Origin of the sequence: Corynebacterium neomassiliense (assembly GCF_900626215.1) — a bacterium.
Classification (GTDB): Bacteria; Actinomycetota; Actinomycetes; order Mycobacteriales; family Mycobacteriaceae; genus Corynebacterium; species Corynebacterium neomassiliense.
In genome coordinates this window covers 1,240,512-1,254,678 of sequence record NZ_LR131106.1, presented here as the reverse complement: position 1 = coordinate 1,254,678, position 14,167 = coordinate 1,240,512, and the positions used below count along the sequence as shown (strand labels likewise).

Here is a 14,167-nt window from a genome sequence, read left to right as displayed (position 1 = left end):
CCTGCAGGGCGTGAAGCACACCACCGCCGTCGACATCGCCCCGGACGGTTCGGCACTCGCGTTCGTTCTCCGGGATGACGCCGTCCCCGACGGTCTCCCCGTGGCCATGCAGGCACCGCTGGTCGACGGGGTCCTGGGGCCGGCTCGTCCCGTGAGGATCCCCACCGACGGACCGGCGGTGGCGGTGAGGTACTCCCCGCACGCCCACTGGCTGGCCGTGGAAATCGCTGCGAGCGGGACCGAACGCACCGAGATCTGGCTGGTGTCCACCGATCCCGGTGACGATTCCGCGGTCCTGCTGCGCGACATCTCGGACGCCAAGACGTCCCTGGTGGAATGGAACTCCGGTGTGCTGGCGGTCGACGCGGTCCGTGACGACGGTATGGCCGAGGGGCGTCTGGTCTCCCCGGACGACGGGTCCACGCAGGTCATCGACCGACGGGTGGACGGGAAGCTCGTCGCGGCGAACGCCGGACACGCGTTGATGAGGGTGGGGCCCCGGGCCAACCGTGAACTGCTGCTCATCGGGCCGGACGGCTCGTGGCGTCCTCTGCTGCCCCCCCAGCCCGGAGCGACGACGGACGCCGGCTGCATCCTCCCTCCCCGCAGTGACGGTGAGCCGGTGCTGCTGGTGTGCAGTGACCACCACAGTGACCGGCGACGGGTGCTGCGGGTCCACGCGAAAAACGGTGTGATGCGCAGCCGGGACCTCATCGCCCACCGTGAGGCTGACGTCGACGAGTTCTGTGTCAGCAGGGACGAGGCGACCGCCGCGGTCCTGTGGAACAGGTCCGGCAGGTCCTCCCTGGAACTCCTGCAGCTCGACCGGGACCAGCGGGTGCTGGTCCGGCGTGCGGTCCCGCTCCCCGGCCTCGTCGCCCGCGGGCCGAGACTCACCGACGACGGGTCGGTGCTGGCGCTGACGGTGGAGAGCCCCGGGTCACCTCCGACGGTGCACCTGGTGGACACCCGTACCGGTCATTCGACCGCTGTGGCGGGGGAGGGCGGTTCCGGGGCCCGTCCCGGTGAACCGGAGCTGGTGCACTACACGGCACGCGACGGGGTGGAACTGTCCGGCTGGCTGTACCGGGCGGCCGGCGCCGACGGGGGCACCGCCGCGGGTCCGCAGCCGACGCTCGTGCACTTCCACGGTGGTCCGGAGGGGCAGTCCAGGCCCGAGCACCATGATGTGCTGCGTGCGGTGATCTCGGCAGGGGTCAGTGTGTTCACCCCGAACATCCGGGGGTCGTCCGGCAGTGGCCGGGTCTTTCAGCACGCAGACAACAGGTACGGCAGGTTCTCCGGGATTAGGGACCTGGAGGACTCGGCGAATTTCCTGGTGGACGCCGGTTTCGCTGACCCGGCGCGGTTGGCCGTCAGTGGTCGTTCCTACGGCGGCTACCTGGTCAACATCGCGGTCACCTGGTTTCCGGACCTGTTCCGCGCCGCGGTCTGTGCCTGCGGGATGAGCGACCTGGAGACCTTCTACCGGAACACCGAACCGTGGATCGCCTCCGCCGCGTATCCGAAGTACGGGTACCCGATCCAGGACGGTGAACTGCTGCGGTCCGTCTCACCCCTGCGCCGGGTCCTTGACGGTGGGGAGGTGAGGACGCCGGTCCTGTTCATCCACGGTCTCCACGACACGAACGTCCCGCCGAGCGAGTACCGGCAGATGAAGGCCGCCCTGGACGACCGTGGGGTTCTCACACAGGCCCTGGAACTGGAGGACGAGGGTCACGTCTTCGTCCGTGAGGTGAACCGTCAGCGCATTGCCGAGGCCATGGTCGGGTGGCTGCGGCGGCACGGGGTGGCCGACTGAGCCGGGGGACGGTACACCGGGCGGGCCCGGAAGGTGGGTGGGGCCGACGTGTCCGCACCGGTGGTTAACTGGGGGACATGACCTCTCCCTCGCCCGACTCTGTGCCGTCTGATTCCGCCGTGGCCTTCGCCCGCCGGTTCACCGACTTCATCGCCGCGTCGCCGTCCAGCTACCACGCCGCCGCGGAGGTGGCCCGACGTCTGGAGCAGACGGGATTCACCCGTGAAGACGAGAGGACGCCGTGGAACGGTGACGGGGGCACCGGTGCGGTGGCACCGGGAGGTCACTTCATCGTCCGGGGCGGGGCAGTGGTGGCCTGGCAGATCCCGGGGGGGGCGGCCCCCGCCACGTCCGGTTTCCGGATTGTGGGGGCGCACACGGACTCTCCCGGGCTGAAGCTCAAGCCGGTCGGTGACCTGGCAGGTCCTGCGGGGTGGCGTCAGGCTGCCGTGGAGATCTACGGCGGTGCGATACTGCCGTCCTGGCTGGACCGTGAACTGCGTATCGCCGGAAGGATAGTCCTGGCCGACGGACGGGAACTGCTCGTGGCGACCGGCCCGGTCCTGCGGGTCCCGCATCTGGCCGTGCACCTGGACCGCAGCGTCAACACCGGTCTGACCCTCGACCGTCAGCGACACATGCAGCCGGTCCTCGCGGTGGGGGCGGACACTCCCACGGTCCTCGATGTCGTCGCCCGGGCCGCTGTCGACCGGGGCGAAGGGACGGCGGGAGGAACACGGACGGAGGTGACGGCACAGGACATCGTCTCCCACGACCTCATCACCGTCGACGCCCAGCACGGTGAGATCTTCGGTGCGGAGTCCGACTTCATCGCCGCCGGCCGGATGGACAACCTCAGCAGTGTCTTCGCCGGTCTGGAAGCCCTGAGGTCTCCGGGGTCGACGGGCTCGTCGGAGTCGTCGGAGTCGTCGGGGTCGTCGGAGTTACTGACCGTGGCGTCCGGCGGCGGGGGAGAGGACCGCGGGACAGGAGGCGCAGACATCCGTGTGTTCGCGGCCTTCGACCACGAGGAGGTCGGGTCAGCGTCGGCGTCCGGTGCCGCCGGCCCGGTCCTGGAGGATGTGCTGGTCCGCATCGCCGCAGGTCTCGGGGCATCGACCGATCTGACCCGGGCGATGTACGCACGTTCGGTCTGTGTGTCGGCAGATGCGGCACACAGCGTCCACCCGAACTATGTCGGCCGGTACGACGCGCTCAACCACCCGGTGATGAACTCGGGTCCGGTGCTCAAGGTCAACGCCGACCAGAGGTATGCGACGGACGCGGTGACTGCGGCACTGTGGCGTAGGGCCTGTGCGGCTGCCGGTGTGCCGTGCCAGGTCTTCGCCTCCAGCAATGACGTCCCCTGCGGTTCCACGATCGGACCTGTGACGGCCACCCGGCTCGGGATCCCCACCGTTGACGTGGGGATTCCCCTGCTGTCGATGCACTCGGCCCGGGAGATGGCCGGGGTGAGGGACCTTGTCTGGTTCACGGACGCACTCCGCGCCTTCTGGAGGATGTGAGATGCCCGGTACCCCGTTCTGCCGGGTTCTGTTCGACCAGCCTGTGATCCCCCCGAACACGGGCAACGCGATCCGCATGTGCGCCGGGACGGGTGCGGCACTGCACCTGGCGGGCCCGCTGGGGTTCGACTTCAGTGACCGGCATGTGCGCCGCGCCGGGCTGGACTACCACGACCTGGCGTCGGTCACCCTCCACGACGACCGGGACGCCGCCCTGCGCCACCTCCTCCGCCACGGGGCACGGCACGTCTACGCGTTCACGACCCGGGCGCGGACCTGGTACACCGATGTCAGGTACGAGCCGGGGGATGTGCTCATGTTCGGTACGGAGCCGACGGGCCTGGAGGACGCCGCACTCGAGGATCCCCGGGTGACCATGCAGGTGCGGATTCCCATGCTGCCGGGGCGGCGCAGCATGAACCTGTCCAACGCGGCCGCTGTCGCCGCCCACGAGGCGTGGCGGCAGGCGGGGTTCCCGGGGGCGGTGTGAGCAGGTCCGGCTCTTCCCACGGTGTCTGCGGCGGATAGGATGGACGCCGTGACTGCGATGAAGCTGGACGGAAAACTGTACCGGGACGAGATCTTCGCCGATCTCACCACCAGGGTGGCCGCGCTGAAGGAACGGGGTGTGACTCCCGGGCTGGCGACGGTGCTGGTCGGGGACGACCCGGCCTCCCGGTCGTACGTGAAGATGAAGCACCGTGACTGCGAGCAGATCGGGGTCAACAGCATCCGGAAGGATCTTCCCGCCGACGTGACCAGGGAGGAACTTCTCGGGGTCATCGACGAGCTCAACGCAGACCCGGCCTGTACCGGGTACATCGTCCAGCTGCCGCTTCCGGGTCACCTCAACGAGAACGAGGTGCTGGAGCGCATCGACCCCGCCAAGGACGCCGACGGTCTGCACCCGGTGAACCTGGGCAAACTGGTCCTCAATGAACCCGCGCCGCTGCCCTGCACCCCCAACGGTGCGATCTCGCTGCTGCGCCGGTTCGGGGTGCAGATCGACGGGGCGAAGGCCGTGGTCATCGGCCGGGGCGTGACGGTGGGCAGGCCCATCGGACTGATGCTGACCCGTCGGACCGAGAATGCGACGACGGTTCTGTGCCACACCGGGACGAGGGATCTCGCCCGGGAGACCCGTGACGCCGACATTATCGTCGCCGCCGCGGGCCGGGCGCACATGCTCACCGCTGACATGGTGAAGCCGGGGGCGGCGGTGCTTGACGTCGGGGTGTCCAGGGTCGACGGCAGGCTCGCGGGGGACGTGCACCCCGACGTGTGGGAGGTCGCCGGTGCTGTCGCTCCCAATCCGGGGGGTGTCGGTCCTCTGACGAGGGCTTTCCTGGTGCGTAACGTTGTCGAGCGCGCTGAGCGGCTCGCAGGTCTGGCGTAGCGGGGAGAACCAGGTGGCTTCCGGGACGGACGACCAGGCTGACGTGGTGCCGCTGAGCGACGCCGAACGTCGTGAGCTGCTGGCGAATCCGCATGACGCCGCGACTCCGCCCTCGAGGGTCACACGGAACCTCCAGATGCTGTCGGTGGTGCTGTTCCTGGTGGTGGTGACGGCCGGGGCCGTGCTCATCTTCACCGACCACTGGCGCAAGGGGACGGTGGCGGTGGGGGCGGGGATGGTGTGGCTGGGGCTGATCCGGTGGTGGGTCGATTCCCGGATCCTGGGGGTCTTCGCCGTCCGTTCGAGGAAGTTCGACTCCTGGTTCTGTGTGATTGTGGGCGTCCTGTTGGCTTTCACGGCGCTGTCGATCGACTCACTGGGGAGCTGAGGGGGCAGTCGGTCACGGCCGGGGGAGGTGGGCCGCGGCATTTCAGTGAGTGCCGTGGCGTCCTGTGTCAAGTATTTCATTCACGTACTTCCGAATACCCGGGCCTGCGCCGGGGCCGGGGATAACGTGTCAACCTGTTATAGACAGAGCAGTCTGTCTGAGTTTCCGGTCGATCAACCCGCAGGAGAACGGATGAACACAGGGACAGGTCCGGGGGTGGTGCTCGCCGGGCTCGGGGTCGTCGCCCTCGGCGTCATCTTCGCGCTGCCCGGCGGAACCACGGACGACCCGGACGGCACTGACGTCTCCTCCGGGTCCCACCGGGTCAACCTGGTGGCCTACTCGGTGCCCAAACCGGGATTCGAAGCGGTGATCGCCGGCTACCGCCAGACCGACGAAGGTCGGGACACCGGATTCGCCGAATCCTACGGAGCCTCCGGCGACCAGTCCCGTAAAGTCGCCCGGCACGTGCCCGCCGACCTGGTGAACTTCTCCCTGGAACCCGACATCACCCGGCTGGTGAAGGCCGGCCTCGTCGACGAGAACTGGAAGAAGGACATCCCCGGCGATGAATCAGGCCGGTCGGTCCCCTTCGGCTCCGTGGTCTCCTTCGTCACCCGAGCCGGCAACCCGAAGAACCTCACCAACTGGGACGACCTCCTCGCCCCGGGAATCGAGATCATCACCCCCAACCCCGCGAGCTCAGGGTCGGCGAAATGGAACCTCCTGGCACCCTACGCAGGGTGGTACTTCCAGGCGCTCGAGGACAACCGCGGAGATGCCGCAGCCGCCCACGCCACCGCCCTGGAGAAGGTCACGGAACTGGTCACCGGGCACATCCATGTCCGGCCCAAGTCCGGCAGGGAAGCCACCAGCGCCTTCGAACAGGGTCAGGGCGACGTCCTGCTGTCCTACGAGAACGAGGCGATCCTGCTCGCCCGCGACGGTGACGACATCACCTACCTCAACCCCACCGACACCTTCCGGATCGAGAACCCGGTCGCCGTCGTCACCGGGGACAAGGTCGGTGACGACGCCGCGGCCACGGCGTTCCGCGACTACCTGTTCAGTCCGGACGCCGAAACCCGGTGGGCGTCCCAGGGCTTCCGCCCCGGACCCGACCTCTTCTCCGGGACGACACCGGTGATCGACTCGCTGCCCGCCGACCAGCGTGACGCCTTCCGTCCCACCCGCAACGTGTGGAGCATCGACGACCTCTCCGAACAGTTCACCGGTCTCTTCCCCGACCTCGCCACCGGTGAGAACGCGAAGAAGGGCTGGCCTCTCGTCGACGCCGTGCTCTTCGGCACCGACGGCGCGGTCACCGGGATATACGGAGGGCAGTCATGACAACCGTACTCAGCCGGCCTGCACAGGCCTCGAAGCTCAGCATGGGCACAGCGGTACTGTGGCTGTCCGTCATCGTCCTCCTCCCGCTGGCTGCCCTGACCACCCAGGCGTTCGGTGAGGGATGGTCCGGTTTCCGGGAAGCGGTGACCGCCACCGGATCCCTGGACGCCCTGCGGGTCACCATCGTCGTCTCCGCGGTGGTCGGCGTCATCAGCGCCGTCACCGGAACCCTGGTGGCATGGGTCCTGGTCCGGGACGACTTCCCGGGAAAGAAGGTCGTCGACGCCCTGATCGACCTGCCCTTCGCACTGCCGACCATCGTCGCCTCCCTGGTGCTGCTCAGCCTCTACGGCCCGGACAGTCCCCTGCACATCACACTCAACGCGACCCGACCGGCACTGGTCATCGCCCTCGCCTTCGTCTGCCTCCCCTTCGTCGTCCGTGCGGTCCAGCCGGTTCTCATGGAACTCGACGGTGATGTCGAGGAGGCTGCGGCCTCACTCGGCGCGAACAACGCCACCATCTTCCGTCGCATCATTCTGCCGGCCCTGGTCCCGGCGATCCTCTCCGGTACCGGCCTCGCCTTCGCACGGGCACTCGGAGAATTCGGGTCGGTAGTCCTCATCGGAGGCAACATCCCAGGCGAGACCCAGGTGGCCTCCCAGTACATCCAGGAGCAGATCGAGTCCGACGTCCCCCATGCCGCGGCAGCGGTCTCCGTCGTGCTCCTTGCCGTCACCTTCCTGGTGCTGCTGGGACTCCGGTTCGCCGGTGAAGCGAAATCACGGAAGGAGCAGCGCATATGACGCTGTCACGCAGAACTGTCCTCACCCTCCGGATCCTCGCACTGGCGTGGATAGGCGTCCTCGTCGTCCTCCCGGTGGGCACCATCCTGTGGCGCGCCCTGTCTCCGGGACTCGACCAGTTCTGGGCGTGGATCACCACCCCGGCGGCGATCTCGGCACTCAAGACCTCACTGCTCATCGTGATCATCGTCGTACCTCTCAACGTGATCTTCGGGATCGTCGTCTCACTCGGGCTGGTCCGCGGAAACCTGCCCGGCAGGAACATCATCCAGGCCGTCGTCGACCTGCCCTTCTCCGTGTCCCCGGTGATCGTGGGGGTGTCCCTGATCCTCCTGTGGGGTCACGGGGGCTGGTTCGGCGGAATCGAGTCGACAGGGTTCCAGGTCATCTTCGGCCTGCCCGGCATGGTCCTGGCGACCATCTTCGTCACCCTGCCGTTCATCGTCCGGGAGGTCGAGCCGGTTCTCCACGAGATCGGCACGGACCAGGAGCAGGCAGCCGCCACCCTGGGAGCGTCCCGGTGGCAGACATTCCGGCGGATCACCCTTCCCTCGATCCGGTGGGGGCTGTCCTACGGTGTGGCACTGACCGTCGCCCGGTCCCTCGGGGAGTTCGGTGCCGTGATCATGGTCGCCTCCGGGTTCGCCGGAGGCGGGCAGACACTCACCCTGCTGGTCCACTCCCGCTACATCGACGACCACAACGTCTACGGCGCCTACTCGGCGGCCACCCTCCTCATGGCCGTCGCCGTCATTGTCCTGGTCATCATGACCGCACTCCAGAAGCAGCAGAAGGTGAACCGATGACCATCTCCGTGTCCCACGCAGTGAAACGCTACGGTGACTTCAGGGCCCTCGACGATGTCTCCGTCGAGATACCGGAAGGATCCCTCACCGCCCTCCTCGGCCCGTCAGGATCCGGCAAGTCCACCCTGCTGCGCACCATCGCAGGTCTGGAGACTCCCGATTCCGGGACCGTCACCATCGACGGCCGTGACGTCACCCGCCTCAGCCCCCAGGACCGTGGTATCGGTTTCGTCTTCCAGCACTATGCCGCATTCAAACACATGACGGTGCGGGACAATGTCGCCTTCGGCCTGACGGTGCGCAGACGACCCAAGGCCGAGATCACCGCCCGGGTCGACGAGCTCCTCGAGATTGTCGGACTGGCGGGCTACCAGACCCGCTATCCCGCCCAACTGTCCGGTGGCCAACGCCAGAGAATGGCCCTGGCCCGGGCTCTGGCGCCGAATCCGGGCGTCCTTCTCCTCGACGAACCTTTCGGTGCATTGGACGCCAAGGTCCGGGAGGACCTGAGGACCTGGCTGCGTCACATGCACGAGGAGTTCACCGTGACCACGGTCCTGGTCACCCACGACCAGGAGGAGGCCCTCGACGTCGCGGACCGCATCGCCGTCCTCTCCGCCGGACACATCGAACAGACCGGGACACCCGCCGAACTCTACGACCGGCCGGCGACACCGTTCGTGCAGTCCTTCCTCGGCCACGTCACCGAACTGGACGGGCAGACGGTGCGACCGCACGACATCCGGCTCGGCCTGACCTCGGATCTCGCCGTACCCGGCAATGAAGTGCCCGCCACCGCCGTCCGGGAGGCAGTCATCGACCGTGTCGCCGTGCTGGGGTTCGAGGTGCGGGTCGAACTGAAGGACGCCGTGACAGGTGTGCCGTTCACCGCGCAGATCACCAGGGGGGACGCCAACGCCCTCGGACTGTCCGAGGACAGCGCAGGTTCGCACCTCTACGCCCGGGCCACCGAACTGGGACACGGAGCCTAGCCGGAGGTCACAGACTCTCTCGGGTCTGTGACCTCCGGCCGGTGCGGTTCGTGAACCGCTCACTGTGTCCGGAGGGGGACTTGAACCCCCACGTCCGTTAATAGGACACTAGCACCTCAAGCTAGCGCGTCTGCCATTCCGCCACCCGGACATGGATGGACATTCAGCGTTGAACTGCGCTGAAGACCCGGTTAGCCTACCGCGGCCGCCGCCGGAATGGCAAGTCTGTAACCTGCCCCCGGCGACGGTGTCAGCGGCGGGCCAGGAGCTCCGCCTTGGTCAGGAACTTCTCGAGGATCAGGCTCATCTGACGGGTCTCCGTGAGGAATCCGTCATGCCCGGTAGGGGAGGTGATCTTCGACAGTCCGATGAAGTCACCGAGATTCCGGGAGAGATGCTCCTGCTGGTGGTAGGGGTAGAGGATGTCGGTGTCCACGCCGGCCACCATCGTCGGAACCTCCGAGGAACCCAGGGCCCTGTTCATGCCGCCCCTGCCACGTCCGACATCATGCCGGTTGAGTGCGTCGGTGAGGATGACGTAACTGCCGGCGTCGAATCTCCCGACGAGCTTCTCCGCCTGTCGGTCAAGGTAGCTCTCGACGGAGAACCGCTGGTCCGGGGACCAGTACGGACCGTAGGGATTCTCGCCCTCCTGGGGGTCGGTACCGAAGCGCTCGTCGAACTCGAGCTCGCCCCGGTACGTCAGGTGTGCGATACGGCGGGCCTGCCCCAGTCCACGGGCGGGGATACGACCGGTGCCGTGGTAGTCGCCGCCCTGCCAGTCCGGATCGGTGGTGATGAACCGGATCTGTGCCGACTGCATACCGATCTGCCAGGCAGAGGCGCGGGCGGACACGGCGACGGGCAGTGCCGCCTCGACCATGCCCGGGTACATCAGCGACCATTCGAGCACCCGCGCACCACCCATGGACGCGCCGATGACGGCCCGGAGCCGTTCAATGCCGAGGACGTCGACAAGCAGCTGCTTCTCCGCGACCACCAGGTCGCGGATGGACAGCGCCGGGAAACGTGAACCCCACCGTCCTCCGTCAGGATGTTCGGAGGACGGGCCGGTGGACCCCTGACAGCCGCCGAGACAGTTGGCGCACAGCACGAGGTACCGGGTGGTGTCCAGGGCAAGGCCCGGACCGATGATGCCCGGCCACCAGTCGACGGCGTTGCCGTCCCCGGTGAGTGCGTGCTCGATGAGGATCACCGGGCGGTCGACGACGTCGGCCGGGGACAGGGGACTGTCGGAGCCCGTGTGGTCCGCCCGGGCGTCCGCCGGGTCGTAGAAGGCGAACAGTCTCAGCTGTGCTCCCGGAATGTCGATGCCGGCCTCGGTCGTGAAATCTCCGATCGACAGTGTCGTGGAGCTGTACGCTTCCGGGAGCAGGGCGGGGTCGGCGGTCACTGTGCCGCCCTACGCCAGTGCGGCGAAGCCGAGCTTGAGGTCGGCGATGATGTCGTCGACGTCCTCGATACCGACGGACAGCCGGACGGTTGCCCGGTTGATGCCGGCCCTCTCCAGCCCGTGCTGGTCAGACTGGGAGTGGGTGGTGGTGGCGGGGTGGACGACCAGGGAGCGGACGTCACCGACGTTGGCGAGGTCGGAGTGCAGCTTGAGGGCGTCGATGAACGTCCAGGCCTTGTCCTGGGCCTCGTCAGACCAGGCGTCGTCGACGGCGAGGTCGAAGGAGAGCACCGAACCGGTGAACTCCAGTCCCAGCTTCTCCTTCACGGCGTACCAGGGGGAGGAGGGCAGGCCGGCGTAGTTGACCTTGGCGACGGCGGGGTTGGCGTCGAGGAACTCCGCGACCGCCCTGGCGTTCTCGTTGTGACGGCGGACGCGCAGCGCCAGGGTGTCCAGGCCCTGGATGGTGGCCCAGGCGTTGAAGGGGGAGAGCGTTGCGCCGGTGTCGCGGAGCAGACCGACACGGGCCTTGAGGCCGAAGGCAGGCTCACCGAGATCAGCGTACTTCAGGCCGTGGTAGGCGGGGTCCGGGGTCACGAAGTGCGGGAAGACCGGCTTGCCGTCGCGCTCGACGGTCCAGTCGAACTTGCCGCCGTCGACGAGGATGCCGCCGAGGCCTGAGCTGTTGCCGGTGTAGAACTTCGTCAGGGACGCCACGACAACGTCGGCGCCCAGCTCGAGGGGACGGACCAGGGCGGCGGTTGCCAGAGTGTTGTCGACGATCAGGGGGACGTTGTTCCTGTGCGCGACCTCGGCGACAGCGGGGATGTCGAGGACGTCGGCCTGCGGGTTGGCGAAGGTCTCACCGTAGAAGGCCTTGGTGTTCGGACGGACGGCCGCCTGCCAGGCGTCGATGTTGTCCGGGTCCTCGACGAAGGTGACCTCGATGCCGAGACGGGCGAGGGTGACGGCGAACAGGGTCTCGGTGCCGCCGTAGAGCCGGGCGGAGGTGACGATGTGGTCACCGGCGTCAGCGAGGTTGAGGAACGCCGCAGTCTCGGCGGCCTGTCCGGAGGCGAAGGCCACGGCGTGGACGCCGCCCTCCAGTGAGTTGATCCGGTTCTCCAGGGCTTCCTGGGTGGGGTTGGTCAGACGTCCGTACACGGGGCCGAGGTCCTCGAGGGCGAAACGCTGCTTGGCGTGCTCGGCGGAGTTGAACACGTAGGAGGCCGTGAGGTAGATCGGCTGGTTACGGGCACCGGTGTCGGAGTCCACGGTCTGGCCGGCGTGGATGGCGCGGGAGGCGAATCCCCAGTTGGAGACGTCGCTGTTGTCGTACTTGGTGGTCATGTACTGCCCCTTCAGGATCAGGTTCGGGAACGTGATGTTTCGCTGGGACAGAACAGTAGTGGACGGTGCGGGAAAATGGCAAACAGCTCGGTCTAGTTCTTCGTATTATCCCTGTTCAGAAGTGGTGAAGGGGGTAGACCAAGCTGTTCACCAGTGAGTTGCCGGACAGTGTCACAACTTCTCTGCACCGCGGGCGGCGGAAACGAGCTCCGTGACCCGGTCGCGGACCGAGGCCGGGATACGGTCATCTTCGAGGTTGAGGAAGCCCTGCACGATGAGGTCCCTGGCGGCGTCCTCGTCCATGCCGAGGGCCTTGAGGTAGTCGAGCTTCTCGTCGTCGATCATGCCGACCGACGCCTCGTGCGACAGCTGTGCCCTCGCGACCCTCGCGTCCAGGGAAGGCACCGAGTTGATGCCGCCCCCGTCGCGGAGAAGCAGGCCGTCGCACTCCAGGAATCCCCTGACATCCGGCGCCGTCGACGTCAGTGTGGACGCATTGCGGATGCGACCTCCGTCACTGACCATCCTGGCCACCATTTCGGCCTGGGCTCCGGGGCCGGTCATGACGGTGAGGTCCTCCATGCCCCGGTCAGTACCCTCAGGCGCGAACACGATGCTGTGGGAGGTGCACCTGGCGTCCTTCCCCAGTTCCGTCACGGAACTGGACCGGGCCTTCTTCAGGGCGGAGACGGCGACAGACACCGAACTCAGCACCGCGCCCTCGCCGACCCTGGTGCGGTCGTAGGTGTACACGGTCATCTCCGGGCCCCAGCGGTCGACATCCACGCTGCGCAGGCGCGCTCCCTCCCCGATGAACGTTTCACCGACGGAGACATGGGTGCCGCGGGTCAGTCCCGGGGCGACAGCGGAACCGGACACCGAGTCCACCTCGGCGTTCCGGCCGATCACGGTGATGTCGTGGACGAACTGCCGTTCCTGGGGCACCGTCATGACGGTGAAGGACTGGCGGGGCAGTTCGACCCGCGCATTGTCTCTGACCCAGGTGAACGTGCCCAGAGGTGTCCTGGTCGACTCGAATGCCCGGCGCAGGGTGTCGTCGTCGTCGGGACTGATCAGGCTCCACATCAGGTCCTGCACCCACGGATAGGTGGTCAGTGCCTCCGCCAGGGGGAGGACGATGACGTCCGGGTCACTGGAGTCCATGGTCGAGTATCCGTGGTCGAGCACCACTGTGGTGGACGAGCGACGGGCAGGGTCCTCCCACCCGACCTGGGCGAGGAGTTCAGGGCCCGCGGCATCCGGGCCGACGGTGGCGGAGAATTCGGCGGCGGTCGTTCCGGTGTCCGCGGTGGTGGGTGTGGTGGCGGGGGCGGTCATGACGATCGCGTCCTTTCGGTGGATGATCGGTGGGACCCGGTGCGGGCCCCGGTGGTGACTGTCAGGCGGTGACTGTCGGGCGGTGACTGTCAGGTGGTGGAGGCGCCTTCAGGGACGCTCACTGAGGCTCATGGTGGTAGCCGTCGGTACGGATGCGGTCGAACATCTCCCGGGGGTCCCCGGAACTGACGATCGTGCCGTCGACCATGAGATGCGCTTCAGTGGCGTCGAGACTGTCGAGGATGAACCCGGTGTGGGTGATGATCAGCCCGGCCCGGCGGCGGCCCCGGTCATCGGTGGAGCTGAGCAGATCGTTGACCGCCCGACCGACGACGTTGACCTGCTCCAGGTCGACTCCGGACTCCGGCTCGTCGAAGAGGCACAGCTGAGGTCCCTGCAGCTCAAGCTTCATGACCTCGAAACGTTTCGCCTCCCCTCCGGAGAAACCGCAGTTGACGTCACGGTCGTCGAGATGGTCGAGGCCCAGAGCCGAGGACACGGACTCCAGCCTGTCGGAGGCCCCGACCGCTGCGGCCAGTCTTTCGACGGACACGCCGGCCAGTGCGGGCGGACGCTGGAAGGCCAGGCCGATGCCCGCCCGGGCGCGTTCCTCCAGCTCCATGGTGGTGATGTCCTCGCCGCGGAGGGTGGCGGTGCCCGAGGTGATCCGGAACGGGTGGAGCCCGATTATCCCGGCGAGGAGCGTGGACTTCCCGGAACCGTTGGGGCCGAGCAGGATGTGACGCTCACCCTCGTTGACGGTGAGGGTGACGTCGTGGCAGATGGTGGTCTCCGCGCCGTCGTCGGCGACGGCCGCGATGTCGACGCCTCTGAGCTCGAGGAGAGGGGCTTCCCGCGGGGTCTCGGCGGCGTTGGTCTGGCGGTCTGTCTGGGAGTTGGTCATGGTGACGGACACCCGGCTTTCAGTTGGTGGGGTGTGGTGTGGGTACTGTCCGGGCGGAATGCCCTTCACCCCTGA

13 protein-coding genes and 1 tRNA gene are annotated in these 14,167 nt (G+C 67.6%); 9 read left to right on the top strand and 5 right to left on the bottom strand.

Features of this window, described 5'->3' with window-relative positions:
* Positions 1-10 precede the first annotated feature (10 nt).
* From E0E18_RS05515 to E0E18_RS05475, 9 genes are all read left to right on the top strand, one after another.
* A complete protein-coding gene (locus tag E0E18_RS05515; protein WP_130839644.1) occupies positions 11-1,822 on the top strand; it encodes an alpha/beta hydrolase family protein in 1,812 nt (603 codons plus the stop codon).
* 77 nt (positions 1,823-1,899) lie between these two features.
* Complete coding sequence (locus tag E0E18_RS05510; protein ID WP_130839642.1) at positions 1,900-3,348, top strand: M18 family aminopeptidase; 1,449 nt, start codon at positions 1,900-1,902, stop codon at positions 3,346-3,348.
* Between the two features lies 1 nt (position 3,349).
* A complete protein-coding gene (locus tag E0E18_RS05505; protein WP_066583845.1) occupies positions 3,350-3,838 on the top strand; it encodes a tRNA (cytidine(34)-2'-O)-methyltransferase in 489 nt (162 codons plus the stop codon).
* A 48-nt stretch (positions 3,839-3,886) separates the two neighbouring features.
* The gene (locus E0E18_RS05500; protein WP_110482435.1) at positions 3,887-4,744 is read left to right on the top strand and encodes a bifunctional methylenetetrahydrofolate dehydrogenase/methenyltetrahydrofolate cyclohydrolase; all 858 of its coding nucleotides are present in this window, start codon (positions 3,887-3,889) and stop codon (positions 4,742-4,744) included.
* Positions 4,745-4,757: 13 nt separating this feature from the next.
* A complete protein-coding gene (locus tag E0E18_RS05495; protein ID WP_078057063.1) occupies positions 4,758-5,132 on the top strand; it encodes a DUF3017 domain-containing protein in 375 nt (124 codons plus the stop codon).
* A 192-nt stretch (positions 5,133-5,324) separates the two neighbouring features.
* The gene (locus tag E0E18_RS05490; protein WP_110481083.1) at positions 5,325-6,482 is read left to right on the top strand and encodes an extracellular solute-binding protein; all 1,158 of its coding nucleotides are present in this window, start codon (positions 5,325-5,327) and stop codon (positions 6,480-6,482) included.
* Positions 6,479-7,288 carry a sulfate ABC transporter permease subunit CysT gene (gene cysT / locus E0E18_RS05485; protein WP_130839640.1) on the top strand — a complete coding sequence of 270 codons (810 nt, stop codon included), beginning with the start codon at positions 6,479-6,481 and terminating at the stop codon, positions 7,286-7,288. The genes E0E18_RS05490 and cysT overlap by 4 nt, the downstream gene beginning before the upstream one ends.
* On the top strand, positions 7,285-8,094 hold the full coding sequence (locus E0E18_RS05480; protein WP_066583832.1) for a sulfate ABC transporter permease: 810 nt from the start codon (positions 7,285-7,287) through the stop codon (positions 8,092-8,094). The genes cysT and E0E18_RS05480 overlap by 4 nt, the downstream gene beginning before the upstream one ends.
* On the top strand, positions 8,091-9,086 hold the full coding sequence (locus tag E0E18_RS05475) for a sulfate/molybdate ABC transporter ATP-binding protein (RefSeq protein ID WP_130839638.1): 996 nt from the start codon (positions 8,091-8,093) through the stop codon (positions 9,084-9,086). Before E0E18_RS05480 ends, E0E18_RS05475 begins: the two co-directional genes overlap by 4 nt.
* 65 nt (positions 9,087-9,151) lie before the next feature.
* Here the strand turns inward: E0E18_RS05475 and E0E18_RS05470 are convergent.
* The 5 genes from E0E18_RS05470 to E0E18_RS05450 all read right to left on the bottom strand — a co-directional run bounded on the left by E0E18_RS05470 (position 9,152) and on the right by E0E18_RS05450 (position 14,092).
* Positions 9,152-9,237, bottom strand: a tRNA-Leu gene (locus E0E18_RS05470).
* A gap of 99 nt (positions 9,238-9,336) precedes the next feature.
* Entirely contained in the window at positions 9,337-10,500 is a 1,164-nt protein-coding gene (gene metX / locus E0E18_RS05465) for a homoserine O-acetyltransferase MetX (protein WP_130839635.1), read from the bottom strand.
* Positions 10,501-10,509: 9 nt separating this feature from the next.
* Positions 10,510-11,850: an O-acetylhomoserine/O-acetylserine sulfhydrylase gene (locus E0E18_RS05460; protein ID WP_110481085.1), complete on the bottom strand. Its 1,341-nt coding sequence runs from the start codon at positions 11,848-11,850 to the stop codon at positions 10,510-10,512.
* A 171-nt stretch (positions 11,851-12,021) separates the two neighbouring features.
* Entirely contained in the window at positions 12,022-13,188 is a 1,167-nt protein-coding gene (locus tag E0E18_RS05455; RefSeq protein WP_078057062.1) for a SufD family Fe-S cluster assembly protein, read from the bottom strand.
* A gap of 118 nt (positions 13,189-13,306) precedes the next feature.
* Positions 13,307-14,092, bottom strand: coding sequence for an ABC transporter ATP-binding protein (locus tag E0E18_RS05450; RefSeq protein WP_130839633.1), 786 nt, complete (start codon positions 14,090-14,092; stop codon positions 13,307-13,309).
* Between the last annotated feature and the right edge of the window lie 75 nt (positions 14,093-14,167).

Excerpts from the sequence above, each read along its gene's own strand:
- cysT (WP_130839640.1), top strand. The coding sequence starts at position 6,479 with ATGACAACCGTACTCAGCCGGCCTGCACAGGCCTCGAAGCTCAGCATG.
- E0E18_RS05460 (WP_110481085.1), bottom strand. The coding sequence starts at position 11,850 with ATGACCACCAAGTACGACAACAGCGACGTCTCCAACTGGGGATTCGCC.
- E0E18_RS05475 (WP_130839638.1), top strand. The coding sequence starts at position 8,091 with ATGACCATCTCCGTGTCCCACGCAGTGAAACGCTACGGTGACTTCAGG.
- E0E18_RS05455 (WP_078057062.1), bottom strand. The coding sequence starts at position 13,188 with ATGACCGCCCCCGCCACCACACCCACCACCGCGGACACCGGAACGACC.
- E0E18_RS05510 (WP_130839642.1), top strand. The coding sequence starts at position 1,900 with ATGACCTCTCCCTCGCCCGACTCTGTGCCGTCTGATTCCGCCGTGGCC.
- E0E18_RS05480 (WP_066583832.1), top strand. The coding sequence starts at position 7,285 with ATGACGCTGTCACGCAGAACTGTCCTCACCCTCCGGATCCTCGCACTG.
- E0E18_RS05450 (WP_130839633.1), bottom strand. The coding sequence starts at position 14,092 with ATGACCAACTCCCAGACAGACCGCCAGACCAACGCCGCCGAGACCCCG.
- E0E18_RS05490 (WP_110481083.1), top strand. The coding sequence starts at position 5,325 with ATGAACACAGGGACAGGTCCGGGGGTGGTGCTCGCCGGGCTCGGGGTC.
- E0E18_RS05505 (WP_066583845.1), top strand. The coding sequence starts at position 3,350 with ATGCCCGGTACCCCGTTCTGCCGGGTTCTGTTCGACCAGCCTGTGATC.